The organism is Halomonas halodenitrificans DSM 735, from assembly GCF_000620045.1.
Taxonomy (GTDB): Bacteria; Pseudomonadota; Gammaproteobacteria; order Pseudomonadales; family Halomonadaceae; genus Halomonas; species Halomonas halodenitrificans.
Genome location: NZ_JHVH01000002.1, coordinates 168618 through 193012, shown reverse-complemented (window position 1 = coordinate 193012; position 24395 = coordinate 168618). Strand labels below are relative to the sequence as shown.

At 64.8% G+C, this 24395-nt stretch carries 26 protein-coding genes; 5 read left to right on the top strand and 21 right to left on the bottom strand.

Translation table 11 applies throughout. From position 1 onward, the window contains the following. Nucleotides 1-106 precede the first annotated feature (106 nt). The 3 genes from Q358_RS0102810 (at nucleotide 107) to Q358_RS0102800 (ending at nucleotide 1715) form a co-directional block, all read left to right on the top strand. On the top strand, nucleotides 107-562 hold the full coding sequence (locus tag Q358_RS0102810; protein WP_051530142.1) for a DUF4870 family protein: 456 nt from the start codon (nucleotides 107-109) through the stop codon (nucleotides 560-562). Next, entirely contained in the window at nucleotides 559-1128 is a 570-nt protein-coding gene (locus tag Q358_RS0102805) for a cytochrome c oxidase subunit 3 family protein (RefSeq protein WP_027960655.1), read from the top strand. The genes Q358_RS0102810 and Q358_RS0102805 overlap by 4 nt, the downstream gene beginning before the upstream one ends. 296 nt (nucleotides 1129-1424) lie before the next feature. Further along, entirely contained in the window at nucleotides 1425-1715 is a 291-nt protein-coding gene (locus tag Q358_RS0102800) for a cytochrome C oxidase subunit IV family protein (protein WP_027960654.1), read from the top strand. 198 nt (nucleotides 1716-1913) lie between these two features. Here the strand turns inward: Q358_RS0102800 and Q358_RS0102795 are convergent, their stop codons facing one another. The 20 genes from Q358_RS0102795 to Q358_RS0102700 all read right to left on the bottom strand — a co-directional run bounded on the left by Q358_RS0102795 (nucleotide 1914) and on the right by Q358_RS0102700 (nucleotide 21244). Further along, nucleotides 1914-2132 carry a hypothetical protein gene (locus tag Q358_RS0102795; RefSeq protein WP_027960653.1) on the bottom strand — a complete coding sequence of 73 codons (219 nt, stop codon included), beginning with the start codon at nucleotides 2130-2132 and terminating at the stop codon, nucleotides 1914-1916. A 38-nt stretch (nucleotides 2133-2170) separates the two neighbouring features. Continuing rightward, nucleotides 2171-4114: a nitric oxide reductase activation protein NorD gene (locus tag Q358_RS0102790; protein WP_027960652.1), complete on the bottom strand. Its 1944-nt coding sequence runs from the start codon at nucleotides 4112-4114 to the stop codon at nucleotides 2171-2173. A 130-nt stretch (nucleotides 4115-4244) separates the two neighbouring features. Continuing rightward, entirely contained in the window at nucleotides 4245-5057 is an 813-nt protein-coding gene (locus Q358_RS0102785; protein ID WP_027960651.1) for a CbbQ/NirQ/NorQ/GpvN family protein, read from the bottom strand. A gap of 55 nt (nucleotides 5058-5112) precedes the next feature. Further along, the gene (locus tag Q358_RS0102780; RefSeq protein ID WP_027960650.1) at nucleotides 5113-6468 is read right to left on the bottom strand and encodes a cbb3-type cytochrome c oxidase subunit I; all 1356 of its coding nucleotides are present in this window, start codon (nucleotides 6466-6468) and stop codon (nucleotides 5113-5115) included. Nucleotides 6469-6522: 54 nt separating this feature from the next. Next, on the bottom strand, nucleotides 6523-6975 hold the full coding sequence (locus tag Q358_RS0102775; protein ID WP_027960649.1) for a c-type cytochrome: 453 nt from the start codon (nucleotides 6973-6975) through the stop codon (nucleotides 6523-6525). A gap of 187 nt (nucleotides 6976-7162) precedes the next feature. Next, nucleotides 7163-7891: an amino acid ABC transporter ATP-binding protein gene (locus Q358_RS0102770; protein WP_043487586.1), complete on the bottom strand. Its 729-nt coding sequence runs from the start codon at nucleotides 7889-7891 to the stop codon at nucleotides 7163-7165. Nucleotides 7892-7947: 56 nt separating this feature from the next. After that, entirely contained in the window at nucleotides 7948-9057 is a 1110-nt protein-coding gene (locus Q358_RS0102765) for an amino acid ABC transporter permease (protein WP_027960647.1), read from the bottom strand. Between the two features lies 1 nt (nucleotide 9058). Beyond that, a complete protein-coding gene (locus Q358_RS0102760) occupies nucleotides 9059-10237 on the bottom strand; it encodes an amino acid ABC transporter permease (RefSeq protein WP_027960646.1) in 1179 nt (392 codons plus the stop codon). Nucleotides 10238-10318: 81 nt separating this feature from the next. Beyond that, nucleotides 10319-11347 carry an amino acid ABC transporter substrate-binding protein gene (locus Q358_RS0102755; protein WP_027960645.1) on the bottom strand — a complete coding sequence of 343 codons (1029 nt, stop codon included), beginning with the start codon at nucleotides 11345-11347 and terminating at the stop codon, nucleotides 10319-10321. 130 nt (nucleotides 11348-11477) lie between these two features. After that, nucleotides 11478-11795, bottom strand: a complete 318-nt coding sequence (locus tag Q358_RS0102750; protein WP_027960644.1) for a carboxymuconolactone decarboxylase family protein — start codon at nucleotides 11793-11795, stop codon at nucleotides 11478-11480. 88 nt (nucleotides 11796-11883) lie between these two features. Then, nucleotides 11884-12270, bottom strand: a complete 387-nt coding sequence (locus Q358_RS0102745; protein ID WP_027960643.1) for a SirB2 family protein — start codon at nucleotides 12268-12270, stop codon at nucleotides 11884-11886. Between the two features lie 23 nt (nucleotides 12271-12293). Then, complete coding sequence (locus Q358_RS0102740; protein ID WP_027960642.1) at nucleotides 12294-13505, bottom strand: NnrS family protein; 1212 nt, start codon at nucleotides 13503-13505, stop codon at nucleotides 12294-12296. A gap of 183 nt (nucleotides 13506-13688) precedes the next feature. Next, nucleotides 13689-15275: a nitrite reductase gene (locus Q358_RS0102735; RefSeq protein WP_027960641.1), complete on the bottom strand. Its 1587-nt coding sequence runs from the start codon at nucleotides 15273-15275 to the stop codon at nucleotides 13689-13691. 20 nt (nucleotides 15276-15295) lie between these two features. Next, nucleotides 15296-16132, bottom strand: a complete 837-nt coding sequence (gene cobA, locus Q358_RS16395; protein ID WP_084286420.1) for a uroporphyrinogen-III C-methyltransferase — start codon at nucleotides 16130-16132, stop codon at nucleotides 15296-15298. Nucleotides 16133-16152: 20 nt separating this feature from the next. Beyond that, the gene (nirJ, locus tag Q358_RS0102725; RefSeq protein ID WP_027960640.1) at nucleotides 16153-17370 is read right to left on the bottom strand and encodes a heme d1 biosynthesis radical SAM protein NirJ; all 1218 of its coding nucleotides are present in this window, start codon (nucleotides 17368-17370) and stop codon (nucleotides 16153-16155) included. Between the two features lie 51 nt (nucleotides 17371-17421). Then, a complete protein-coding gene (gene ahbB / locus Q358_RS16390; RefSeq protein WP_051530141.1) occupies nucleotides 17422-17985 on the bottom strand; it encodes a siroheme decarboxylase subunit beta in 564 nt (187 codons plus the stop codon). Then, nucleotides 17960-18418 (bottom strand): Lrp/AsnC family transcriptional regulator, encoded by a 459-nt coding sequence (locus Q358_RS0102715; RefSeq protein ID WP_245598260.1) that lies wholly within the window; start codon nucleotides 18416-18418, stop codon nucleotides 17960-17962. Before Q358_RS0102715 ends, ahbB (Q358_RS16390) begins: the two co-directional genes overlap by 26 nt. Next, nucleotides 18415-18957 carry a siroheme decarboxylase subunit beta gene (ahbB, locus tag Q358_RS0102710; protein ID WP_051530140.1) on the bottom strand — a complete coding sequence of 181 codons (543 nt, stop codon included), beginning with the start codon at nucleotides 18955-18957 and terminating at the stop codon, nucleotides 18415-18417. The genes Q358_RS0102715 and ahbB (Q358_RS0102710) overlap by 4 nt, the downstream gene beginning before the upstream one ends. Then, entirely contained in the window at nucleotides 18954-19454 is a 501-nt protein-coding gene (locus tag Q358_RS0102705; RefSeq protein ID WP_051530139.1) for an AsnC family transcriptional regulator, read from the bottom strand. The genes ahbB (Q358_RS0102710) and Q358_RS0102705 overlap by 4 nt, the downstream gene beginning before the upstream one ends. A gap of 56 nt (nucleotides 19455-19510) precedes the next feature. After that, nucleotides 19511-21244, bottom strand: a complete 1734-nt coding sequence (locus Q358_RS0102700; protein ID WP_273142382.1) for a nitrite reductase — start codon at nucleotides 21242-21244, stop codon at nucleotides 19511-19513. A gap of 344 nt (nucleotides 21245-21588) precedes the next feature. Between Q358_RS0102700 and Q358_RS0102695 the strand changes: the two genes are divergently transcribed. Together Q358_RS0102695 and Q358_RS0102690 are read left to right on the top strand one after the other, a co-directional pair. After that, entirely contained in the window at nucleotides 21589-21927 is a 339-nt protein-coding gene (locus Q358_RS0102695; RefSeq protein WP_245598259.1) for a c-type cytochrome, read from the top strand. Between the two features lie 7 nt (nucleotides 21928-21934). Next, nucleotides 21935-23143, top strand: a complete 1209-nt coding sequence (locus tag Q358_RS0102690; protein WP_281172953.1) for a cytochrome D1 domain-containing protein — start codon at nucleotides 21935-21937, stop codon at nucleotides 23141-23143. Between the two features lie 30 nt (nucleotides 23144-23173). Here Q358_RS0102690 and Q358_RS0102685 read toward each other — a convergent pair whose 3' ends face one another. Beyond that, nucleotides 23174-24331 (bottom strand): cytochrome P450, encoded by a 1158-nt coding sequence (locus Q358_RS0102685; protein ID WP_027960633.1) that lies wholly within the window; start codon nucleotides 24329-24331, stop codon nucleotides 23174-23176. Nucleotides 24332-24395: the final 64 nt, after the last annotated feature.

Sequence of the window (24395 nt, the reverse complement as noted above, 5' to 3'; positions counted from 1 at the left end):
ATTTCGGTGGGCGATATCGCTTATACTGGCATTCAGGATGCATGATTAACCGTTACGGCGCGGTCGCCATCCCCGACGGCGCCCGGAGATCGCAGGAGACTCCCCCATGTGCCACGCTTTGACCGACGGCAACCCGAAGCGCCTCGAGGGGGAAAACCCCGAGAAGCAGGCCCGCGGCCGCGGTGCCGCCATCATCGTCTACATGCTGTTCCTGGGGAGCGTGCTGGCGGTGGTCACCGCGCCTATCGGCGTACTCATTGCCCACGTCAAGCGGCGAAGCGCCAAGGCCTGGGTTCAGAGCCACCTGCAGTTCCAGATTCGCACCTTCTGGCTGGGGTTGCTCGGCGGCGCGATATTCATCGCCGCCTGGCAGCTGCTCGGGCTGGTCGGCACTCCCTCCATGGCACCATGGGCCCTGGGCTACCTCTACTTCACTGCCTGCCTGGTCTGGATGGTCGGCCGCTGTGCCGTGGGCATCGCCCGGTTGACGGCCAACCGCCCGGTGGATAACCCGCGCAGCCTGGCCTTCGGCGGCGCCCGAGTCAGCCTGAGTGACGCATGAAGGAACACGAGCTTCCCAATCCCGGCTGGGGTCCCCTCTCCGCGCTGCCCGGCAACCCGCTGATGTGGGTGCTGATCCTGAGTGAGATGCTGGTGTTCATGGCATTCTTCGCCCTCTTCTCCTCCGAACGCGCCGCCCAGGTAGCGCTGTTCGACGCCTCCCAGCAGCGGCTCGACCCCTTGATGGGCGGACTCAACACCCTGGTGCTGTTGACCAGCGGGCTCTGTGTGGCACTGGCGGTGGAGGCCACCGCCGGCCAGCGAATCCGTCGCGCCCGGCAGTGGCTCGCCGCCGCCATGGGGCTTGGCGTCCTGTTCGGGGTGATCAAGATCATCGAGTATTCCAGCAAGTTCGCCATCGGCATCACCCCGGATACCAACACCTTCTTCGGCTTCTACTACGGGCTGACCGCCTTCCACTTCGCCCATGTGCTGTTCGGCCTGGCGCTGCTGGGGCTGGTCAGCTGGCGAACCAGCCTGGAGAACGTGGAGACCGCCGCCGCCTTCTGGCATATGGTCGACCTGATCTGGATCCTGCTCTATCCGCTGCTTTATCTCTTGCGCTGAGGGCTCTCTTCTACACAGGCCCGAAGCACAATCGCAGTTGGCTCTGTCTTGATAGCGAAAGGCGCCGGGGACAGGTCGAAGAGGGGGTCCTACGCCAGGGGTGAGAAGCACTGCTTCGAACGGGCTGGCCATGGAGGGCCAGCACCGGTCCTGCAAGCGGAGCAGGATGCGAGAGCGAAGCAGGGCGTCGGTAGCGCCCAGGGAAGGGTTCACAGCGCCCCCTCGCAGGCCTGTCGCCGGAACAGCCTTGAGCGGTGATTCCATCTGCGAAAACCTCACACTGCCCCGGAGGCTTTATGACATCCCTGCCCGGCACTCGCCGCCTGCTGACCACCTGGGCCCTGCTGATGGGCCTGACAGTCGTCTCGATGGGCTCGGCGCTGCTCGACGCCGATGACTGGCAGACGCTGCCGCTGTGGTCGGCGGGCCTGGTCATCCTGGCCACCGGTTTCAAGGCCCAGCGCCTGCTGATGGTCTACCTCAACCTGCGCAAGGCCACGCCGGCCTGGAAGGGGGCCTTCGTGGGCCTGGTGATCCTCACCCTGGCGCTGATCGGCGCCGGCTATCTGGTAGGCCGGATGGCCTGAGGCCTGAACAGCCCCAAGCAAGGGGCCAGCAGGTATTGAGCTATTACAGCAACGAAGCACGAGGGCGCTGGGGGATAAGCCGACGAGGAGGTCCTATGCCAAGGATGGCATCGGTAGCGCCCAGGGAGGGGTTCACAGCGCCTCCTCAAAGGCTTACCCCCAGATCAGCCCCGAGCGATCAGAGCTATGATGTTCACTCTAGCGGCGCTGAGGATGCTTCGGCGGCGCACTCGCCCGGGCCCAACCCTCCAGGGCGCGACCCAGGCGCATCAGGCCATAGACCACCAGCGGCGCCAGCAACATCAGGCCCACGCCCCAGTCGCGGTTATTGATCAGCCACACCAGCGGCAGCACCAGCGCCACGGCCACCAGGCACCAGGCCGCTACGGCGAGGATCAATCGGTTTCGAGAGGTCATGGGCGCATCTCCTCGGCGATGGTTTAGATGACAGCGGCTCAGGTGGCGATGATCTGGCGATAGATGCTCGGCAATGCCAGCGCGAGGTGCTCGGGGCGCTGCACGATGGCATAGCCGCCACGCCCGAACAGATGGGGAATATACTGTCCCGCTTCCCGATCGATGGTCACGCCGAACACCTTCACCTCCTGGCGACGCGCCTCGAGGACCGCCTTGCGGGTATCCTCGATGCCGTAGCGACCCTCGTAGTAATCGTTATCGTTGGGCTTGCCGTCGGTCAGCATTAGCAGCAGCCGATGACGGTTGGGGCGCTCGCTGAGCTGCTGGGACAGATGGCGAATCGCCGGCCCCATGCGCGTATAGCTGCCGGGGCGAAGCGCCGAGATACGCCGTGTCACCCGGTCGCCCATGGGCTCGTCGAACGACTTGAGGGTATTGACCCACACCTTGTGGCGGCGCTGGGAGGTAAAGCTGTGAATCGAATAGTCGTCACCGCAGCCGTCCAGGCCATGCCCCAGCACCAGCAGGGCCTCCTTGGCCACATCGAGCACACGGCGATCCTGCAGCCACGCCTCGGTGGAGAGTGACACATCCACCAGGATCGACACCGCCAGATCCCGGGCCTGGGTGCGGCTAGCCAGATAGAGGCGATCACTGGCCTCGCCGGTGGCGGCCAGGTCACAGCGCGAGCGGATCACCGCGTCCATGTCGAGCTCGCTGCCATCCAGCTGGCCGCGCAGGATCTCGCGCCGCGGGCGTAGCGCCTCGAACTCGCGCCGCACGCGACGGATGCGCCGACGAGTCGCCTCATCGGGTGCCCAATCCTCTCCCTCCTCGCTCTGCATATCGCTGAGCACCAGACAGTGATCGGGCATATAGGCCTGCTTGCGATGGTTCCACTCGGGGTAGGGATGCTTGCCCTTGAGGCGGCCGCCGACGGCGTCGTCGGGAGCCAGGTCGAGATCGAGCTTGAGCTTGGAAGCGGCCTTCTTGCGGTTGGAACTCAGCACGATCTCGTCCATCTGGTCCGCCGCCTGGCGGGCGTCTTCCTCCTCCTCGTCTTCCACATGCCGATTGAGGTTCACCATCTCGGCCCAGGAGAGCATCTTCTCCATGTTGTTGAGCATCAGCGGGTCGTCGCGGTCGGCCTGGTCCTGCTCACGGCGATCGGCCTGGCGCTTGCCCTGGTCGTCATCGGCCGAGGCGGCGGCGTCGGGCAGCTCCTCGTCATCCGCGCTCTCCTCCCGGGCATCGGTGCTGGTTCCCAGGGTCACGGCCTGTCCCCAGAGTGGCACCGGAAGCGGCGGACGATAGCCGCGGGGGGCACGAAATTCCTCGAGGGGAAAATCCTCCTCGCGGATGGCACGCTGCATGGCCACCGACCAGGCCTCATCGGGGTCGGGCGCGCCCAGTTCGGCGCATAGCGCGGCCTCAAGGGCTCGCTCCATGACGGGCAGGCGCCTGCGCTGCGGGCGAATGGCGAGCAGCTCGCCGCAGAGTCGCACGTAGCGTTGGGTTAACCCGGGGAAGCGCGCCAGAGCGGCTCGGGTGGTACGACGCGCCTCACGCAGCCGCATCAGGTCGGCCTGCAGGGGGTCCTCGGGACAGGTCAGCGGCCGCGCCTCGGCCAGATAGGCGGTCAGCCATAGATAGAGGTCGCGGTTGAGGGAGGCCTCGGGGAACAGCGCCAGGCGCGGCGGCAACAGCAGATGTTCCTCGTCGCGGCGGGCCTGGTCCAGGGCCTCCTCGTCGAGGCCCAGGCGCTGGCGCAGGCTCAGCCGGTGGGCCGAGGCCCGCCGGGCAATGGCGGACACCTCGATGCCCTGCTCGCCTCCGCCGGCACGGAAGAAGACGCCGAGCATGGGACGCAGGCTATCGAGGCTGACCGCCGCCTCGGGGTGGTCGGGGTAGCTCGCGGCCCCGGAGGCCCAGCGATGCCAGAAGCGGCCGACGGTCTCCTCGACCTCAAGAAAGTCCAGCATAGGTGTTCTCCTTGAAGGAAGCGCTGACACATGTCACGAGCGACGAGAGGCTGGCTGCCGCCGGAGTGCAGCTACCTTGGGGTCAGACCCCGGCCAAGTCCGCCGGGGTCTGACCCCATACGGCAATGTGTCAACCAAACGTGGCCTGGACGGCCTCCATCAGGCCCTCCTGGACGTCGGCGTCATCGGAGAGCGGCTCCACCAGCGTGGCACGCGCGGCATCACGGATCGGCATGCCGGCCTGGATCAGGGTCGCGCAATAGACCAGCAGGCGGGTGGAAATACCTTCTTCCAGGTCCTGGCCCTTCATGGCCCTCAGGCTGGCCGCCAGGTTGACCAGCGCCGCACAACGTTCCGACTCCAGCCCACTCTCGCGGGCGACGATATCGCGCTCGACCTTCGGTGGGGGGAAGTCGAAGGTCATCGCCACAAAGCGCTGGCGCGTGCTGGGCTTGAGTGACTTGAGGATATGCTGATAGCCGGGGTTGTAGGAGGCCACCAGCATGAAATCATCCGGCGCCTCGAGCAGCTCGCCGGTACGCTCCAGCGGCAGCAGGCGGCGGTCGTCGGTCAGCGGGTGCAGTACGACAGTCACGTCCTTGCGGGCCTCGACCACTTCGTCGAGGTAACAGATACCGCCCTCGCGCACGGCACGGGTCAGCGGCCCGTCGACCCAGCGCGTCTCGCCGCCCTGCAGCAGGTAACGCCCGGTCAGGTCGGCGGCGGTCAGGTCATCGTGGCAGGACACGGTAAACAGCGGCTTGCCCAGCTTGGCCGCCATATGGCTGACGAAGCGGGTCTTGCCACAGCCGGTGGGGCCCTTGAGCAGCAGCGGCAGTCGCTGGGCATAGGCATGCTCGAACATCGCACATTCGTTGCCCACGCTGTCGTAATAGGGAATCTCCTGGTCGGCAGACTGCGCCGCCACGGTGGAGAGGGTCATGGCGTAACTCCATCAGGTTCAATCGAAGAGGGCCCCTCGCGGGGCCCTCGGTAGGTCAGGCGCGATTGGTGCCTGAAGTCAGCTGGGTTCCGCCGGCGGGGACCTGCTCACGGGCAGGGCCGAAGAAGGCGTAGAGCAGCAGGCAGGCACCGATGCCCACGGCGACGCCGGAGGCCAGACGCATGCCGTAGAACAGCACCAGCTGATCCTGCACTTCCATGAAGTTCATGCCCAGAACACGCTGCAGGTGGGTCTGCACGACCCCCGCAAAGGTCAGCGTGAAGGTCATGAAGGCCATGGCGCCGGTCATGATCCAGAAGCCCCACATGTTGATCACCTGGTTGTAGGGCTGAACGCGGCGCAGCTGGGGCATGGCGAAGCTGATGATGCCCAGCAACAGCATCACGTAGGCACCATAGAAGGCCAGATGGCCGTGGGCCGCAGTGACCTGGGTGCCGTGGCTGTAGTAGTTGACCCAGTGAAGGGTGTGCATGAAGCCCCACACGCCGGCGCCGAAGAAGGCCATGGTCGGGCAGCCGAGCGCCCACAGCATGGCGGCCTTGTTCGGGTGATTACGGCTGCCCTTCCAGAACATGGTGAAGGCAAAGATCACCATGGCGAAGAAGGGGAGCACCTCCAGGGTGGAGAAGATGCTGCCGATGGGCTGCCAGTAGCTCGGCGCACCGATCCAGTAGTAGTGGTGACCGGTCCCCAGCAGGCCGGAGAACAGCGCCAGGCCAACGATGACATAGAGCCACTTCTCGATCACCTCGCGGTCCACGCCGGTCATCTTGATCAACAGGTAACCGAGCAGGGAGGCCATGATCAGCTCCCAGACGCCCTCGACCCAGAGGTGCACCACCCACCACCAGTAGAGCTTGTCCACGGCGAGGTTGCTGGGGTTATAGAAGGCGAACAACCAGAATACCGCGGCCAGCCACAGGCCCAGCATCAGCACCATGTTGATGGCGGTCTTGCGGCCCTTGAGCAGGGTCATGCTGGTATTGAACAAAAACATCAAAAAGGAAATCGTGATCAGCAGCTTGACCCAGAACGGCTGCTCGAGGAATTCCCGCCCTTCGTGAATCCCGAACTGGTAACCGACCAGCGCCGCGGCACCGGCAAAGGCAAAGATCGCCAGCTGGATATAGGCGATGGTCGGGCTATGGATCTCGCGTTCCGCCTCTTCCGGCATCAGGTAATAGGTGGAGCCCATGAAGCCGATCAGCAGCCACACGATCAGCAGGTTGGTGTGGCTGGCCCGCATGATGTTGAAGGGCATCGCTTCGGCCATGAAGTTCGGCCAGACATAGACGGCGGCGGCCAGCAGCCCGAAGACGATCTGCAGGGCAAAGAGCGCCATGGCCACCATGAAGAATGGCAATGCCACCTTCTGGGTTTCGTATTTCATCGGTGTCGTTCTCCTTGATTCATCCGCTATCCGGCGGATCGGCGTTCAGGTGGCTTAGCCGGCGGGGTGCGGCGGCCAGTCCTGGTCGTCGATACCATCGGTCCACTCGAGGAAGTCGATCAGCGAACTCATCTCTTCGTCGGTGAAGTCGTAGGCCGGCATCTGACGGCGACCCTGGGTACCCAGCGGCTGGGCGCGAATCCACGCGGCCAGGCCGGCACGCGCCGCCTCGGGATTCTGGTGACCACCATAACGTTCCCAGACGTTACTCAGCTCCGGTGCGAAGTAGGCCCCCTCGCCCATGATGCTGTGGCAGTTGATGCACATGTTCTTTTCCCAGATGTGCTTGCCTGCCACGACCGACTCGGTGAGCCCCTCATTGTCGGTGGACTTGTTGACCATGTACCAGTGGCTGTGCGCCGTCAGGGCGGCAAACAGCAAAAAGAAGAACAACGACCCGCCATAGAAGATATTGCGGGCCGCCGACTTGGTGAGACCGTCGGCCATGAGCCTTTCCCCCTTGCTCGTCCGGCAGGCGCGTCGCGTGAGTTGCTGTTGGCGCCTGATGATTTATTAACATGCATCGCTGATACATGTTAATCCTAACAGAAGAAAGAGGCTAGAGGCTTTGACGCCGGTCAAATAGTTCAGGAGGGAACCGGCTTATCGACAAGCCTAGCACAGCCTCGCCTGTTCAGTGCCCGAGAATCTGACTGAGAAACAGCTGAGTGCGCTCGGACTGCGGATGGTTGAAGAAGCGTTCGGGAGGCGCCTGCTCGATGATCTGCCCCTGGTCCATGAAGATCACCCGGTCGGCGACGGTCTTGGCGAATCCCATCTCGTGGGTCACACACAGCATGGTCATGCCTTCTCGGGCCAGCTCAACCATCACGTCGAGCACCTCCTTGATCATCTCGGGATCGAGGGCCGAGGTCGGCTCATCGAAGAGCATGACCTCGGGCTGCATGCAGAGCGCCCGGGCGATGGCGACCCGCTGCTGCTGGCCGCCGGACAGCTGCCCCGGATACTTGTGGGCCTGATCGGCGATCTGTACGCGCTCGAGAATCTCCTTCGCCGTACGCTGGGCGTCGGCGCGGGGTTTCTTCTGTACCCAGGTCTGGGAGATGCAGCAGTTGTCCAGCACGCTCAGATGGGGAAAGAGATTGAAGTGCTGGAACACCATTCCCACGTGGCGGCGAATCTGCTCGATCCGCTTCACGTCCCGGGTCATGGGAACGCCATTGACCACGATACGCCCCTCCTGGTGCTCCTCCAGGTGGTTGATGCAGCGAATCAGGGTCGACTTACCCGAGCCCGAGGGCCCACAGATGACGATACGCTCGCCGCTGGCCACCGTCAGGTCGATGTCGCGCAGCACATGAAAGTCGCCGTACCACTTGTTGAGCCCGGCGATCTCGATCATCGGTGAGTCGGCCTGGGCGGCATTTGCCTGGTTCATGACGGGTCGATTCCTTGTGGTCAGTTACGGTGGCCGGTATGCAGGCGCCGTTCGATATACTGGCTGTAGCGCGACATGCTGAAGCAGAACACCCAGAACATCAGGGCGGCGAAGACATAGCCCTCGGAGGCGAAGCCCAGCCATTCGCTGTCGGTCAACCCCGCTCGGATGATCGCCAGGAGGTCGAAGAGGCCGATGATCAGCACCAGCGAGGTGTCCTTGAACAGGGCGATGAAGGTGTTGACGATGCCGGGAATGACCAGCTTGAGCGCCTGGGGCAGCACGATCAGTGCCGTGCGCTGCCAGTAGCCCATGCCCAGCGCCTTGGCGGCCTCCTCCTGGCCGCGAGGAATCGCCTGCAGGCCACCGCGCACGACCTCGGCCATGTAGGCGCTCCAGAACAGCATGATGCCCACCAGGGCACGCAGCAGCTTGTCGAACTCCACCTGGGTAGGCACGAACAACGGCAGCATCACCGAGGCCATGAACAGCACGGTGATCAGGGGCACACCGCGCCAGAACTCGATGAACACCACGCTGAAGCCGCGCACCAGCGGCATCTTCGAACGCCTTCCCAGTGCCAGCACCACCCCGATGGGCAATGAGCCGACGATGCCCACGGTCGCGATGGTCAGGGTCAGCATCACCCCGCCCCAGCTGCGGGTCGGCACATGCTCGAGGCCGAAACTGCCCCCTACCAGCAGGATGAAGGCGATGGCCGGGAAGCCCACCAGGGCAAACAGCCCCACCCAGCGCTTGGCGGGCAGCCGGGGAATGGCCAGCCAGGCGACCAGCGCCGCCATCAGCAGGAACACCAGGTCCACCCGCCAGCGTTCGCTCTCGGGATAGAAGCCGTAGATGATGGTCTCGAAGCGTGCGCTGATAAAGACCCAGCAGGCCCCCTCGCCGCTACACGCCTCACGGGAATTGCCCAGCCAGTCGGCCTGGATCACGGCCCACTGCAGCGCCGGCCACAGCAGCCAGGCCAGCAGCGCCACGGTCACCAGCGTCACCGCACCGTTGAGTGGCGTATTGAAGAGATTGGCACGCAGCCAGCCCACGGCGCCGCGGCTCATGTCGGGCGCACGCCGCTCGGGAATCATCTCGGTTCGCGTCGAGGTCGGTTGCATGTCACCGCTCCTTGAGCAGGGTACGGGCGTTGTAGAGGTTCATCAGCGCGGACACCACGAGGTTGATCAGCAGATAAACGGCCATGGTCATGGCGACGATTTCGATGGCCTGACCGGTCTGGTTCAGCGCGGTGCCGGAAAATACGGCGACCAGATCGGGATAGCCGATCGCCGTGGCCAGCGATGAGTTCTTGATCAGGTTGAGGTGCTGGCTGGTGAGCTGCGGAATGATCACCCGCATCGCCTGGGGGATCACCACCTTGCGCAGGATGATGCCGCCCGGCAGGCTCAGCGCCTTGGCCGCCTCCACCTGCCCCTGGGGCACCGACTGGATACCCGAACGCACGATCTCGGCAATGAAGGAGGCGGTATAGATGGAGAGCGCCAGCCACAGCGCCATCAGCTCGGGCAGCACCGTCACGCCACCCTGGAAGTTGAAGCCCTTGAGCGCGGGAATCGACCACTCCAGCGGCATGCCGGTGACCAGAAACGTGACCAGCGGCAGGCCGATCAGCAGCAAGGCCCCCAGCTTGAATACCGGCAGCGGCCGGCCGGTGCCGGCCTGGCGGCGCCGGGAGAAACGCACCAGCCACCAGGTGATGAGCACCGCAAGCAGCAACGCCCAGGGCGTGGCGGCGAAGCCTTCCAGGGGCTGCGGGTCGGGCAACACCACGCCGCGCACGTTGAGAAAGACGGTCTCGAACAGGGAATGACTGTTGCGTGGGCTGGGCAGGGCCTGCAGCACGGCGAAGTACCAGAAAAGAATCTGCACCAGCAGCGGAATATTGCGGAATATCTCCACGTAGGCGGCGGCCAGTCGGGCCAGCAGCCAGTTGGGCGACAACCGGGCAATGCCCACCAGGAAGCCGATCAGGGTGGCCGCCACGACGCCCAGGGCGGAGACCAGCAGGGTATTGAGCAGCCCGACCACGAAGGTGCGCGCGTAGGTGCTGTCGCCGGAATAGTCGATCAGGGTCTGGGGAATGGTGAAGCCGGCCCGATCCTGGAGGAAGCCGAAGCCGGTAGTGATCCCGCGGGCCTCGAGGTTGGCCATGGTGTTGGACACCACCACGACAATCAACACCCCCAACGCCAGCAGCAAGAGGCCCTGCACCAGCAGGGCGCGGAAGGTGGGGTCACGCCATAGCGGCCCCCGCTCCCGAGAGGAAGATCGCAGCATATCAAGCCTCGCAGACGTACCCGAAACGGCACCACGCCTGTTGCCATGCGTGGTGCCCGGTCATTGGACGTTCAGGGTGGGTCAGCGGACCGGCGGTGCGTAGAGGATCCCGCCCTCGTTCCACAGCGCGTTCATGCCGCGACTGATCTGCATGGGGGAATCCTCGCCCACGGTGCTGGCGAACACCTCACCATAGTTGCCGACATGCTTGACGATATTGTAGGCCCAGTCATCGCTGATGCCGAGCTGTTCGCCATAGTCGCCATCGACGCCCAGCAGGCGTGCCACCTGGGGGTTGGGCGGGTCGGACTGCATGTCGTCGACATTCTCCGAGGTCACCCCGAGCTCCTCGGCATTGACCATGGCGAAGATCGACCACTGGACGATATCCAGCCACTGATCATCCCCCTGGCGTACCACGGGGCCGAGCGGCTCCTTGGAGATCAACGTTTCGAGAATCTCGACGCTATCCGGCTCGGGCAGCTGCAGGCGCAGCGCACTGAGCTGGGAAGTATCGGAGGTCAGGATATCGCAGCGGCCGCTGGAAAAGCCCTGGGCGGTCTGGTCGGGGGTGTCGAAGGTGACGGTCTGGATCTCGATATCGCGGGAGGGGAAGTAATCCGCCAGGTTGAGCTCATGGGTGGTGCCGGACTGGATGCACATGGAGGCACCGTCGAATTCCTCGAGGCTCTCGATCCCCAGGTCCTTGGCCACCATGAAGCCCTGGCCGTCATAGAAGGTAGTGGCGGTGAAGTTGAGACCCAGGGAGTTATCCCGGGTCGCGGTCCAGGTGGTGTTACGCGAGAGCACATCGATCTCGCCGGACTGCAGGGCGGTGAAGCGTTCCTTGGCGGTCAACGGGGTAAAGGAGACCGCCTCCGAGTCACCCAGTACCGCCGCGGCGATACCGCGGCAGGTCTCGACATCGAGCCCCTGCCAGGTGCCGTCTTCGTCGGGGGAAGAGAAGCCCGAGAGGCCGACGTTGACCCCACAGCGCAGCTCGCCCCGCTCCTGCACCTCGTCCAGGGTGGCGGCCGAGGCGTTGGCGGCGAGCCCCATGCCGAGCGCCACCGCCGGCAGGGATAAGAGCATCTTGTTGTTGTAGCGCATAAAAAGACTCCAGAGTCTGTTATGTCGAGCGTTGCGGATACAGCAGACTCGAAACTAGCAGACCCTGGAGACTCGTCGCCATTCGGTGATTAAACGCTTTTCGCCGTGGCCTCACGCCGGCGGCTATCGATCAGGACTCGGTAATATCCTCGATCCAGGTGAGGGCGGCGACGCCACGAGGAAGACCCAGTGTGGGGATCGACAGCATGGCCACCTGCTTGAGAGCGTCGTGGGTTTCGCCTTCCTCCAGGGCTCGGCGAGCATGGGAATGCACGGCTCCTTCGGAGCGCGCCCCCACGGCCAGGGCCAGCTTGACCAGTCGGCGCGTGCGGGCATCCAGGGGGCCGCTCTCGGCACAGGCCTTGCCCAGCTCGGCGTAGGCATCCCACACCTCGGGGAACTGTTCGGCCACCTGGCCGGCACCGGAGGGAAGATTCTGTTTCGACATTCCAGGCTCCTTACCGCGAATGAATATGACGAATGTGGCGTCAGTATAGGTCAATCGATCGCCCTGACGTCACGTCGGGCCAGGGGAATTACGCCAGCCAGGAGAGGGCGCTGTGGCGGATGGCCGCCCCCACCATGTACAGGAAGACGAGCACCGCCGCCACGGCGGCCGTACCGCGAACGGCCGTGCTTCGCCCACGCTTGATGGCCAGCGTTCCCAGGCCGATATAGGCCAGCAGGGCAATAAGCTTGGCGGCGAGCCAGGGATGCTGATGGGGCCACAGCGAGAGCATCACCATCAGCACCACACCCAGTGTCAGCAGCAGGGTATCGATGACGTGGGGGGCGATCCTGACCCAGCGAGCCTGGAGCACCGGAGCCTCGCGCACCGACCAGAAGGCCCTCAGCATGAAGAAGAGGATGCTCAGGGTAGCGGCGGTGATATGCAGGTGCTTGATCGCCAGATAGTACTCCATCACGAGGGGTTCCTTGTCTCGGGTTAGCCGTCCTTGCCATCGGCACGCGGCGACAGCAGCGGCCCCGTATAGTGAAACAGGAAGACACCGTAGGCCAGACACCAGAAGATAATTCCCAGGTTATAGGTCCAGTGAGTAATCTGCGGAAACATCACCAGCACCGGTGAGCGCAGCAGCGCGGCGGCGACCATCAGCCCCAGGGCCACACCGATGCCGGGCAGGGTGCGAATGGGGCGTGCCGTATGCCCCAGCGACACCCGCGCCATCATCGACAGCATCATGGTGCCCATGCCACCGATGGTCAGGGCGTGCAGCGCGGCATCGGCGCGGCTGCCGGCGAGCAGCGCCAGGGCCCACATGGCGAGCCCCAGCGGAATGCAGGCATAGCTCAGATGCAGCCCCCAGAGCAGCGGCTCGCGCCAGCTGTGCTGGCCACCCCAGCGCGACAGGCGCACGGCGTTGGCCAGGGCCGAAAGCCCCATCAGCCCCGCCAGCAGCCATGTCGGCAGCGGGGCTCCCAGGACAATAAGCAGCTGGCTCGCCACCACCGCCATTACGCTGCCCAGACTCAGCGTCTCGAGTATCGGAATCGGGGCCTTGCGCGTCAGCCCCAGCCGGTTGGCGGTGAACATGGCGATCACCCGACCGCCCACCACCACCATCAGCAGCGTGATCAGCAATACCGCCAGATGGGCGGCCGGCCGGATAAGCTCCGCCTTGCCGACCAGCACCCCCAGATGCATCAGCAGGTTGGCCAGGGTCAGAAGCCCCAGGGCCGGCAGGAAGACCAGGTTTCGCCAACGCCGGGCGCGAATCACCAGGCTCGCCATCACCGCCGCCACCAGCGGCACAAAGGCGAGGTCCACCGCCGCCACCAGCCACCCCGGCAAGCCAAGGGGGAAGGCCATCAGGACACGCCCCGCAAGCCACAGGGCGACCAGCCCCAGCAGCGGGCCGCCCTTCAGGCTGGGCAGCCCCGTCCAGTTCTGTACCGCGGTCAGCAGAAATCCGGTCACCACGGCGGCGGCAAAGCCGAACAGCATCTCGTGCTGGTGCCAGAACATCAGCCCCCCCTGGGGTCGCAGCAGGATATCGCCGTGCCAGAAGGCGAACCACACCACCAGAGAGAGAATGCTGAACAGCGCGGCGAGCAGGAAGAAGGGGCGAAAGGCCAGGCGCGCCACGGGCAGCGATGTCGGCGCGGCGGCGATCTGGCTAGTGCGGGAGAAGGTCATGTCACGATACCCCGGTCAAGACGCTTGGATAGAACCATTGTGCGCCGACGAGCTCGCGACTTCCATGACAGGTATCAAAAATACTTCTTATGAGAAAGGCCGTTCATTCCTATCGCGAGCGAAGAGAGGCTGACCGCCGGCGGCCAGGATATCAAGCGCAGCAAGGAATGACGGCTTTTCTACTCAGTGGCTGGTGCCCTCTTCATAGCGGGTCTTGTTCCAGACGTTGTACTTGCCCGAGGGCTTGCTCATGGGGATGCGCTTCTCCTCCTCGAGGCTCTCGGCGTCATAGACGATGACCGCGCCATCATCTTCCCACAGGCTGAGCAGCAGTTTCTCGCCGTAGCGGTCGAACTCCACGTGGGCGGCGGTCTTGCCGGGTTCGGGGATCAGGGTTTCGACGATTTCGAGGCTCGCCTTGTCGATGACATGGACCCGGTCACGATGAGGGCCGAAGAAGACATCCGCCCAGACATAGGGCGAGTTGGCATGGCTGCGCATGAAGAAGCCGGGACCGTCGGTTTCCAGGGTCTTGATCACCTCCCAGGTGGTCATGTCGATGATCGATACCGCCGCCCGGGTGAGATGAGGCGTCGCCATGACCCGGCGCCCCTCGTGCTCCCAGGTGATACCCGAGCCGAGATGCGGCATCCCCTCCAGGGGCAGGTCGGCCACCTTCTCGCCGCTGTCCAGGTTGACCACCATGCCGCCCTGGCCGTCACTCTCTCCTCCCCGGGAGGCACCGATGACGTGGGCGTAGTCGAGGTCGAAGAAGAAGTCGTCGAGGTAGTCCGGTACCGGGATGCGCCGCACCCGGAAATTGGGCGTGTCGTGGTGGCGCTGCGGCGCCAGCGGGGTCGCCATATGGCCGGTGGAGACCACCGGTTCGGTGGGCAGTGGCCAGGGAATTTCCCACACCTCCTCGATATCCTTCAGCGCGGCAATAAAGCTGCCCCGTGGCGGGGCGGCATAGACGGCGCTGACCCGTGAGCTCTCACCGCTCTCGCCCTGCGCCGGATAGACCTTCATCAGGTCGAGGTTGTGAGCGTCGAACAGCACCAGGCTGTGGGGAAGGTAGTTGGCGGCCATCACGTAGCGGCCATCGCCGGACACGGCGATATTGCGCATGTTGATGCCGGCACGCACCTCGGCCACCACCTCCATGTTGTAGATATCGTACTTGGTGATCCAGCCGTCCCGGGAGCCGAAGAAGACATGGCGGCCGTCGGGGGTGTACTTGGGCCCGCCGTGCAGGGCATAGCGGGTCTCGAAACGATGAATCGGCTCGAAGGTATCGCCGTCGAGCAGGGTGGCGTGATGGTCGCCGGTCTCCACCACGATAAAGAGATTGAGCGGGTCGGCGTCGAAACGCGGCGTGTCCGGCAGGCTGCCATCGCGGTGATGCACCACCTGGCTGGCCAGGATCTCGTCGCGCCCCCAGATGGGTTCCTCGTCCGGCGCGCGATAGAGCCACTCGGCCAGGTCGGAGACCTGCTCCTCGTCCAGCTGGTCCGCGAAACCGGGCATCTGGCTGGCGGCACGGCCGTCGCGAATGACTCCCTCGGCGGCCGCCGGCTCGAGGCGCGAGAGGTTGCCGGGCAGCAGTGCCGGCCCGATCCCCCCCAGACGGCTCTCTCCATGGCAGGACGCACAGTGGGTCTGATAGAGCGTCTCGGCCGGCGGTGCCGGCTCGGCCGACGCGGCCGAGGGGAGCAGCATCAGGCCCGCCGCCAGCCCCGCCGCCAACAGGAGCAGGAGCCTCGATGACATGGCGAATCGTGTATCAGGCATCACAGGGCCACCCGCTCCAGGACGACATCCTCGATAAAGGCGGCCTCCTCCGGCGCAGGCTGAGCCAGGGTTCCGGCCAGGCGCACCACATCTCCCACCACGATCAGGGTGGGTGGCTTCAGGGCTTCCCGCTCGATGGTCTCGACCAGCTCCCCCAGGCAGGTGATCACCTGGCGCTGCTCCGGAGTGGTACCGCGCTCCACCAGGGCCACCGGATGCCCGGCCGGCAGGCCATGGCGCTGCAGTTCGGTACGGATCCGCTCGGCGTTGGCCAGCCCCATGTAAAATACCGTCGTCTGGTGCGGAGCGGCCAGGGAGGCCCAGTTCAGGGCCAGGTCGCCATCTCCCTTGCAGTGGCCGGTGACGAAGGTGACGCTCTGGGCATGATCGCGATGCGTCAGCGGGAAACCGCCATAGGCGGCACATCCCTGGGCGGAGGTAATGCCCGGCACGACGCGGAAGCTCACGCCGTGGTCGATCAGCACTTCGGCTTCCTCACCGCCGCGGCCGAAGATATAGGGATCACCGCCCTTGAGGCGCACCACCCGCCGGCCCTCGCGGGACAGACGCACCAGCAGGGCGTTGGTCTCATCCTGAGTCAAGGCATGACAGCGCGACGCCTTGCCTACATAGAAGCGCCGGGCCCTCGGGCTCGCCAGGGCGAGCACCTCGCGGGAGACCAGTCGGTCGTAGACCAGACAATCGGCCTGCTCGATCAGCGACAGGGCCCGCAGGGTCAGCAGTCCGGGATCACCGGGGCCGGCGCCGATGATGGTCACTTCGCCGGGCGCCAACGGCGCCTCGGCCAGGTCATAGGAAACACGGTGTGACGGCATGGCGATACTCCTCTCAGGCCTCAACTGATCTCGACGGCCTGGATGGCCTCATAGGGCGCCGCCACCCGGCGTTCACCCTCCTCGGCAACGCCGATCTCGGCGTTGGTCAGATAGCAACCAGGATCCTCTTCCCAGGGATCACCGGTGACCTTCCAGGCGCGCACCCGCGTATTGCCGTTGCAGATCGACAGGTAGTGGCACTCGGCGCAGCGGCCCTTGAGCGGTCGCGGACGCTGACGGAAGCCGACCATCAGGGGATCCTGGGTGTCACGCCAGATCGCGGAGAAGGGGCGCTCCCGGACGCTGCCCAGATCGTGGTCCCACCAGAAGGTGTCGGGGTGCACATGACCCAGATTGTCGATATTGGCGATGCGCTCACCGGAGGCGTTGCCTCCCCAGTCGAGCAGTCGCTGCTCCAGGCCCGCGGCCTGTTCGGGGAAGTGTTCACGGGCCCACATCAACAGGAAGGGACCGTCGGCATCGTTGTTGCCGGTCACGTATTCGCGCTCGACGCCACGTTCGAGCTCATCGCGACAGTGGTCGAACAGCCGCGTCATGGCGTCGCGAGTCATGCGATGCCAGGCATCCTGCTTGCTGTGACGCCGACCACGACCGCCGTAGTTGAGATGCGAGAGGTAGAACTTGTCGACGTCGTGCTCATCAAGCAGCGCCAATATATCGCCGAGCTGCTCGTAATTTTCACGAGTCAGGGTAAAGCGCAGCCCTACCTTGATGCCACGCTCCTTGCACAGCTTGACCGCATGCATGGATTCACGAAAGGCGCCCTGGCGCTGGCGGATGATGTCGTGGGTCTCCTCGAGGCCGTCGATGCTGATGCCCACATAGTCATAGCCCACGTCGGCAATGGCGTCGATATTATCCTCGGTGATCAGGGTCCCGTTGGTCGAGAGCCCGGTGTAGATCCCCAGTTCCCGGGAACGATGTGATAGCTCGAAGATATCCGGGCGCATCAGTGGCTCGCCGCCGGAGAGAATCAGTGCCGGCACCCGAAAGGCGCTCAGGTCGTCGAGCACCGCATGGGCCTCGGCGTTGGAGAGCTCACCGGCGAAGTCGATATCGGCCGAGGTGGTATAGCAGTGCTTGCAGGTCAGGTTACAGCGCCGGATCAGGTTCCAGATTACCACCGGGCCAGGCGGCTGGCGCGCCGACTCTCTAGCGGCATGACCCTGGGGGCCCGGCTCCATCAGGCTCTTGATATAGCGGGTGACGCGAAACATGGCGTTCTCCTGCTGAGAAATACTGTGCTGAGTCGCAGTGGCAAGCGCGGCTCAGCCTCGACGACCGGAATCCGTGGGGGTATCACCCGGCCGACTGCCGGTCAGGCGTAGTCCGGTCTTCTTGAGGATGCGCGAACTGTAGAGAATACGATGGCCTCGACAGGCTCCCCCCAGGCGCTCGCGAAGCACCTCGGCCTGGCGCTCGACCTCTTCCCGGCTGCGCCCATGCAGCATCGCGAACAGGTTGTAGGGCCAGCTCGGCAGGTGCCGCGGGCGACGGTAGCAATGGCTGACGCCCTCGATGGCGGCCACCTCCCGGCCCAGGCGCTCGACCTCGGCGTCATCGACGTCCCACACCGTCATGCCGTTGGCCACATAGCCGAGCCGGTAGTGATTGGGCACCGCCGCGACCCGGCGGATCACCCCGCTTGCCTGCATGGCCCGCATGCGCTCGAGCACCTCCGTCCCGCTCAGGCCCACCTCGCGACCCACGGCGCCCCAGGGGTCGGGAACCAGGGGCAACCCGGACTGGGTGGCCAGCACGATGGCGCGATCGGCGGCGTCGAGCCCTTCCTCGACCGAGGTTGAACTAGACGGGCAGGTGGAGACGGACATGGAACTCCTCCTCCTTGGGCATGTTGAAGACCGGCAGGCCGGTGGCCGCCTCGATGCCGGCGATGGTCTCGGCGATGCGCTGCGGCGTCTCGGTGGCCAGCACGAACCACATGTTGAGTTCATGTTCACGGCGGTAATTGTGGGCTACCTCGGGAAAGGCGTTGACCGTCTCGACGACCTCGTCATAGCGAGGCTCGGGCACCGCCAGCGCGGCCAGGGTCAGGCCGCCGCCCAGGCGCTCGGCGTGATACATGGGCCCGAATCGACTCAGCACGCCGGCTTCCCGCAGCCGTTCCAGCCGGTAGAGGAGATCACCCTCGGCAATGCCCAGCTCCTCGGCCACCGTTGCGTAGGGGCGTGCCACCAGTGGCAGGCCATCCTGAAGACGGTTGATCAACAGGCGGTCGACGGCATCCAGGTCATCGAGCGTCATGCCACCCCCTCGCCCACATAGCGGCCACCGCACTGGCGATAGGCCTGGGTGCTGAACAGCATGCGGTGCTCCAGGTCCTCGAGACCCTGTCGCTCGATCATGGCGGCAAGTTCCGCCTCGACCCGCTCGCGGCGGGTGCCATGGATCATGCTGAACAGGTTATAGGGCCAGTCCGGCAGGCGTCGGGGGCGGCGGTAGCAGAGCGTGACGGCGGTCTCGTGGGCCAGGCGTCGGCCCACCTCGGCGACTCGCGCATCGGGTACGTTCCAGACCACCATGGCGTTGGCCTGGATGCCCAGGCGGCGGTGCTTTACCACCAGCCCCAGGCGCTTGATCATGCCATCGGCCTGCCAGCGGCGTACGCAGGCCATCACCTGCTCCTCGCTCATGCCGGCCTGCTCGGCCAGGGCCTGCCAGGGGCGCGATGCCAGCGGCAGGCCCTTCTCGAGCAGGCCGCGCAGACGGCGTTCGGCGTCTCTCGAGGACACGGAAAGAGCAGCGCCGGGGTTGGCGTGGCCCGGGTCGTCGGTCGTCTTCATGCGCGCTCCAGCTCGGCCCAGGGAATGGGAAATGACAGATCGATATGGTAGCCCTCCAGCATCGGCAGACGCAGGATGGGCACACCCAGGCGCGCTTCGAGGTCATCGAGGCGCGCCTCCAGTTCGGCTTCATCCGGTGCGGTCATCACGAACCAGAGGTTGAAGTCATGCTCCCGGGCATAGTTGTGATTGACGCCGGGAGCGGCGTTGATGAGCTCTGCGAAGGCATCGCGTTCGGCATCGGGCACGGCCACGGCGGCGAGCAGGCTGGCACCGGCTCGGGCATGATCGAACACCGGGCCCACTCGACTCAGCACGCCCATAGCCTGGAGGCGCTCGAGGCGAGCAAGGACGTCATCCTCATTGCAACCCAGGCGTTCGGCGATGCTGTGGAAGGGGCGAATGCAGACCGGCAGACCCCGCTGATAGCTGTCGATCAGGCGGCGATCCAGCGTATCGAGGTCCTGGGCGAGACAATACGGAACTTGGCAATGCATCGGCACAGCTCACTTGCGGTGGGTGGCGGCGGGCATGGCCCGCCGCCGTTTCCCGATCAGTAGATGTCTTTCTGAGTGTTGATCACGTTGAACTTGCCGGTCGGTGTGACCAGACGCTCGTCCTTGATCACGTGCTTCAGCTCACGAGTCTCGTCGTCGACCACCACGATCGCGGAGGTGTCTTCCATGGTGTTCCACACGGAGAACCACACCTCGTCGCCGGCCTGGTTGTACTCGGGCTGGACCACACGCTTGGGACCCTCACCGACATCGGCCCACTCGGCGATCGGCAGGACCTCGAAGCCTGATTCCAGATCGTTGATGTCGTAGACCGCCACGCTCTGGCTGATGGCCTCGTTGGGGTTGAGCGCGGTATCGACGTAGAGATTGTCGGATTCCGGGTGGGTCTTGATGAACAGCGAGCCGCCGCCCTGACCTTCCAGGGTACGCACCACCTGCCAGGCGCTGTCCGGATGCCCTTCGGGGTCGGTACCGATCATCTGGATGGTGGCATCGCCCAGGTGGCTGGTGGCCCAGACCGGACCGTGCTCGGGATCCTCGAAGTTGGCGCCACGCCCCGGGTGCGGGATCTTGCCTACATCGACGATGGCCTCGAGGTCGCGATCCTGAGCATCGATGACCACCACCTGGTTGGACTCGTTGGCCGCCGTCAGGAAATAACGGCCCGAGGCGTCCCAGCCACCATCGTGCAGGAAGCGAGAGGTGTCGATCTCGACGGTGGACAGCGCATCCAGGTTCTCGTAGTTCACCAGGCGGACCTTGCCGGTCTCCTTGATGTTGACGATGAACTCGGGGTGCTGGTGGGAGCCCACGATGGCCGCCACACGGGGCTCCGGATGGTACTCCTGCTCGCCGACGGTCATCCCGCGGGTTGCCACGATCTTCTTGGGCTCCAGGGTGTGGCCGTCCATGATCACGTACTGGGGTGGCCAGTAGGCACCGGCGATCGCCAGGTCGTCCTCGTAGCCCTCGAACTTGGAGGTCTCGACGGAGCGCGCCTCCATGCCGATCTTGATGGTGGCCACGATGCTCGGCTCTTCCATCCAGAGATCGACCATATCGATCTTGGCGTCGCGGCCGATCACGAAGATATAGCGACCGGAGGCCGACATGCGTGAAATATGCACCGCATAGCCGGTGTCGAGGATCTTGACGATCTCCTTGGATTCGCCGTCGATCAGGGCGATCTGGCCAGCGTCACGCAGGGTGACCGAGAACAGGTTCTCGATATCCAGGTCGTTCATCTGCTCGGTGGGGCGATCCTCGGGGGCGACCAGCACTTCCCAGGTATCCTTCATGTCGGCCATGCCGAATTCGGGGGGCTGCGGCGGCTCGTGCATGATGTACTTGGCCATCAGCTCCACTTCGTCCTCGGTCAAGTCACCCGAGGTACCCCAGTTGGGCATGCCGGCCGGGGAGCCGTAGTGGATAAACGTCTTGAGGTACTCGAGGCCCCGCTCCTGGGTGATATCGGTGGTCAGCGGCTTGCCGGTGGCGCCCTTGCGCAGCACCCCATGACAGCCGGCGCAGCGCTGGAAGTAGATCTCCTTGGCCTGCTCGAACTCCGTATCGGTCAGATCCGGTGCACCGGGGGTGCGAACCACCTTGGCGGAGCCCGGATCCACGGCCGACTCGGTGCCCTGATAGGCCGCCTGGGTCTCGTCGAGTTCCTGCTTGTCATCCTGGGCATAAGCCGCGGTGATGCCCAGGGCGACGGTCGTGACCGCCACTGCCAAGGGCTTGAGATACCAGTCTTTCTTCATCATCATTCCACCTCTGTCATGATCCTTGAATGCGCTGTCGCCAGGACATGGGCGAGTCATTGTTGTCATTTGCCGGATGGCCAGCCGGCATCGCTTGGCCGATGACCTTCCTGCGAAGAGAGTGGCCCAATAACGCGCATAATTCATGCTTCTTTAATGCTTCCTCCTCCAATTTCCGGGAAGACTTTGATCTGCATCAAAGCACACGAAGGCTACTCATAAAGAGAAATTGAGGCGTCCAGGTTTTACTGATAAGCACTGTGATAGGTGACATTCGTTGACGTCAATCAATGCACCACAACGCCCGAGCGGGGACACTCTTGTCAGCCCTCACCTCAGGAGTCGCCATATTGCTGCCACTTACCCTTCGCTTCTCGCTGCTGGCCCTGAGCTGCATGCTGCCGCTCGCCGCCCTGGCCGAGACACCGCTCTCCACCGAGCGTGTGACCGAACTCGAGACACTGCTCTATCAGGACTGCGGCTCCTGCCACGGCATGACGCTACGCGGTGGCCTGGGACCGGCGCTGCCCGAATCGCGCATGAATGCCTATAGCCGCGACGGCCTGGCAGCGCTGATCCTCGACGGCGTCAAGGGTACCGCCATGCCCGGCTGGGACGGCCTGCTGACCGAGCAGGAAGCCCGGTGGATCGCCGATCACCTGCAGAACGACAACCCCCTGGATGAGTGACTCTTTCATGCCCATGATGCCCCCAGCTCTTCGCAAGCCCCTCGCTGCCGTCTCGCTGCTCGTCCTTCTGGCCGGCTGTCAGGCCACCCCCACCGCCGAGCTGCGTGGTACCGGTGACCTCGGCGTGATCGTGGAGCGCGCGACCGGCAGCCTGGCGGTGGTAGACACCAGCGAACGCCGCATCCTCGAGCGTGTCGAGGGTCTCGGGGATCTCTCTCACGCCTCGGTGAAGTTCTCCCGCGACGCGCGTCATGCCTTCGTGTTCGGTCGTGACGGCGGCCTGAGCCGCGTCGACCTGCTCACCGGCGAGATCACCCACCGGGTGATCCAGTCGGGCAACAGCATCGGCGGCGCCGTCTCTCAAGACGGCTCCCTGGTGGCGGTAGCCAACTACGAGCCGGGCGGCGTGAAGATCTTCGACAGCGAGAGCCTGGAGGAAGTCGCCGATATCCCGGCGACCTGGGTCGATGACAGCGGCGAACAGCAGCGCTCCAAGGTGGTAGGCCTGGTGGATGCTCCCGGCAATCGCTTCGTCTACAGCCTGTTCGAGGCCGGCGAGATCCACCTGGTCGACATGCATGACGACACGCCCGAGGTAACGCGCTTCCCCGCTATCGGCAAGAAGCCCTACGATGCGCTGATCGGCCCGAATGGACGCTACTATATCGCCGGACTGTTCGGCGAAGACGGCCTGGCACTGCTCGATCTCTGGCACCCGGAAGACGGTGTTCGCCGCATCCTGCCCGACTACGGCCGTGGCGAGGAGCGTCTCCCGGTCTACAAGATGCCTCATCTGGAAGGCTGGACCCTGGCCGGCGACGAGGCCTGGCTACCGGCGGTGGGACGTCACGAGGTGCTGATCGCCGACAGCGACGACTGGACGCTGGTCGACCGGGTCCCGGTACATGGTCAGCCGATCTTCGTGATGCGTCGTCCCGACGAGCGCCAGGTCTGGGTGAACTTCGCCCACCCCGACAATGACGTGGTGCAGGTCATCGATACCGAAACCCACGAGGTCATCGCCACCCTGGAACCGGGCGAGGCGGTGCTGCACATGGAGTTCACCCCCAAGGGTGAGCAGGCCTGGGTCTCGGCCCGGGACAATGACCGGGTGGTCATCTACGACACCCACACCCTAGAAGAAGTCACGCGCCTCGACAGCGAGTCACCCAGTGGCATCTTCTTTACCGACCGGGCGCATCGCATTGGCCTGTAACCCGCCCTCGCGGATATGAGCCCCTGGCGGCTAGCGGCGCACGTGCAGGGGCACCTCGGAGTAGCCGCCGGCGGGATAGAGGGCGCGCACCGCGGGGCGGCCCGGCAGCGGGCCGATATCGACCGTGGCGTCGAGCAGCGCGTTCATGAAGTCCTCGAGCTCCATTCGCGCCAGCGGCGCGCCGGGGCAAACGTGGATTCCCGCCCCGTAGAGCAGGTTGTCTCCCGAATCGCGATCCAGGCGTACCTCGTCGGGCGCCTCGAACACCGACTCGTCGCGGTTGACCGAGCCCCACAGGATCGTCAGGCGCTCACCGGCCTCGAGGCGCCGGCCACCGATCTCCACCGCCCGGGTGGCGATGCGGCGGTTGGACATCAGCGGTGCATCGATGCGCAGGATCTCGTCGATGGCCCTCGACACCAGGCCACGATCGGCACGCAGCCGGCCCTGGAGCTCGGGATCCGCCGCCAGGTAACGCATCAGGATACCGATGCTCGCCGAGATGGTGCCGAGTTCGCCCACCGTCCAGTTGCGCAGGATGCTGACGATTTCTTCATCGGTCAGCGCACGCCCCTCCACGGTCTCGTTCATGATGCGGGTGGTGACGTCATCCGGAGCATCATCGCCGGCCGCACGCCGGCTGGTCAGCTGTTCGCGGATCACGCCATCGAACTCCAGCGCCAGCACCCCCAGCGCCTCGCGATCCTGGGCCAGGGTGGCCGCCTGCTGACGCTTCACCCAGGCCCGCAGCGGTTCGTGCAGCGTGGCCGGCCAGCCCATGAAGGCACACTGGATCTCCAGGGCGAAGTCCTGGCCCATCTCGGCCATGGCCTCCACCTCATCGTCGTGGGGAAGGCGGTCCACTAGCCCCTCGGCGATGGCCCGACAGCGTGGGGCGAACTCGGCCATGGCCGCGGGGCCGAAATAGGGCTCGATAATGCGTCGAAAGTGCGTGTGTGATGGCGGATCCATGGCATTGGGCACCGAAAGATGACGGCTGGCCGCATTGCTGAAGGTGTCGTGATCCTCGAGCACCCGCATCACGTCGGCATGGCGAAACAGCGACCACTGCAGGTAGTCGCTGAAGGCCATTGGGCAGCGACCCCGCATATCGTCATAGGCGGTGATCTGATCCTTCAGCACGCTCGCGGCGCGCGGGTCCCAGTCTTGATGGCGCGTATCACTCATGTCGTCTCCTCGCATGGGGTGAGAAACGCAATCAGGAGACCAGAAGTCGCCCCGATGCGCATTG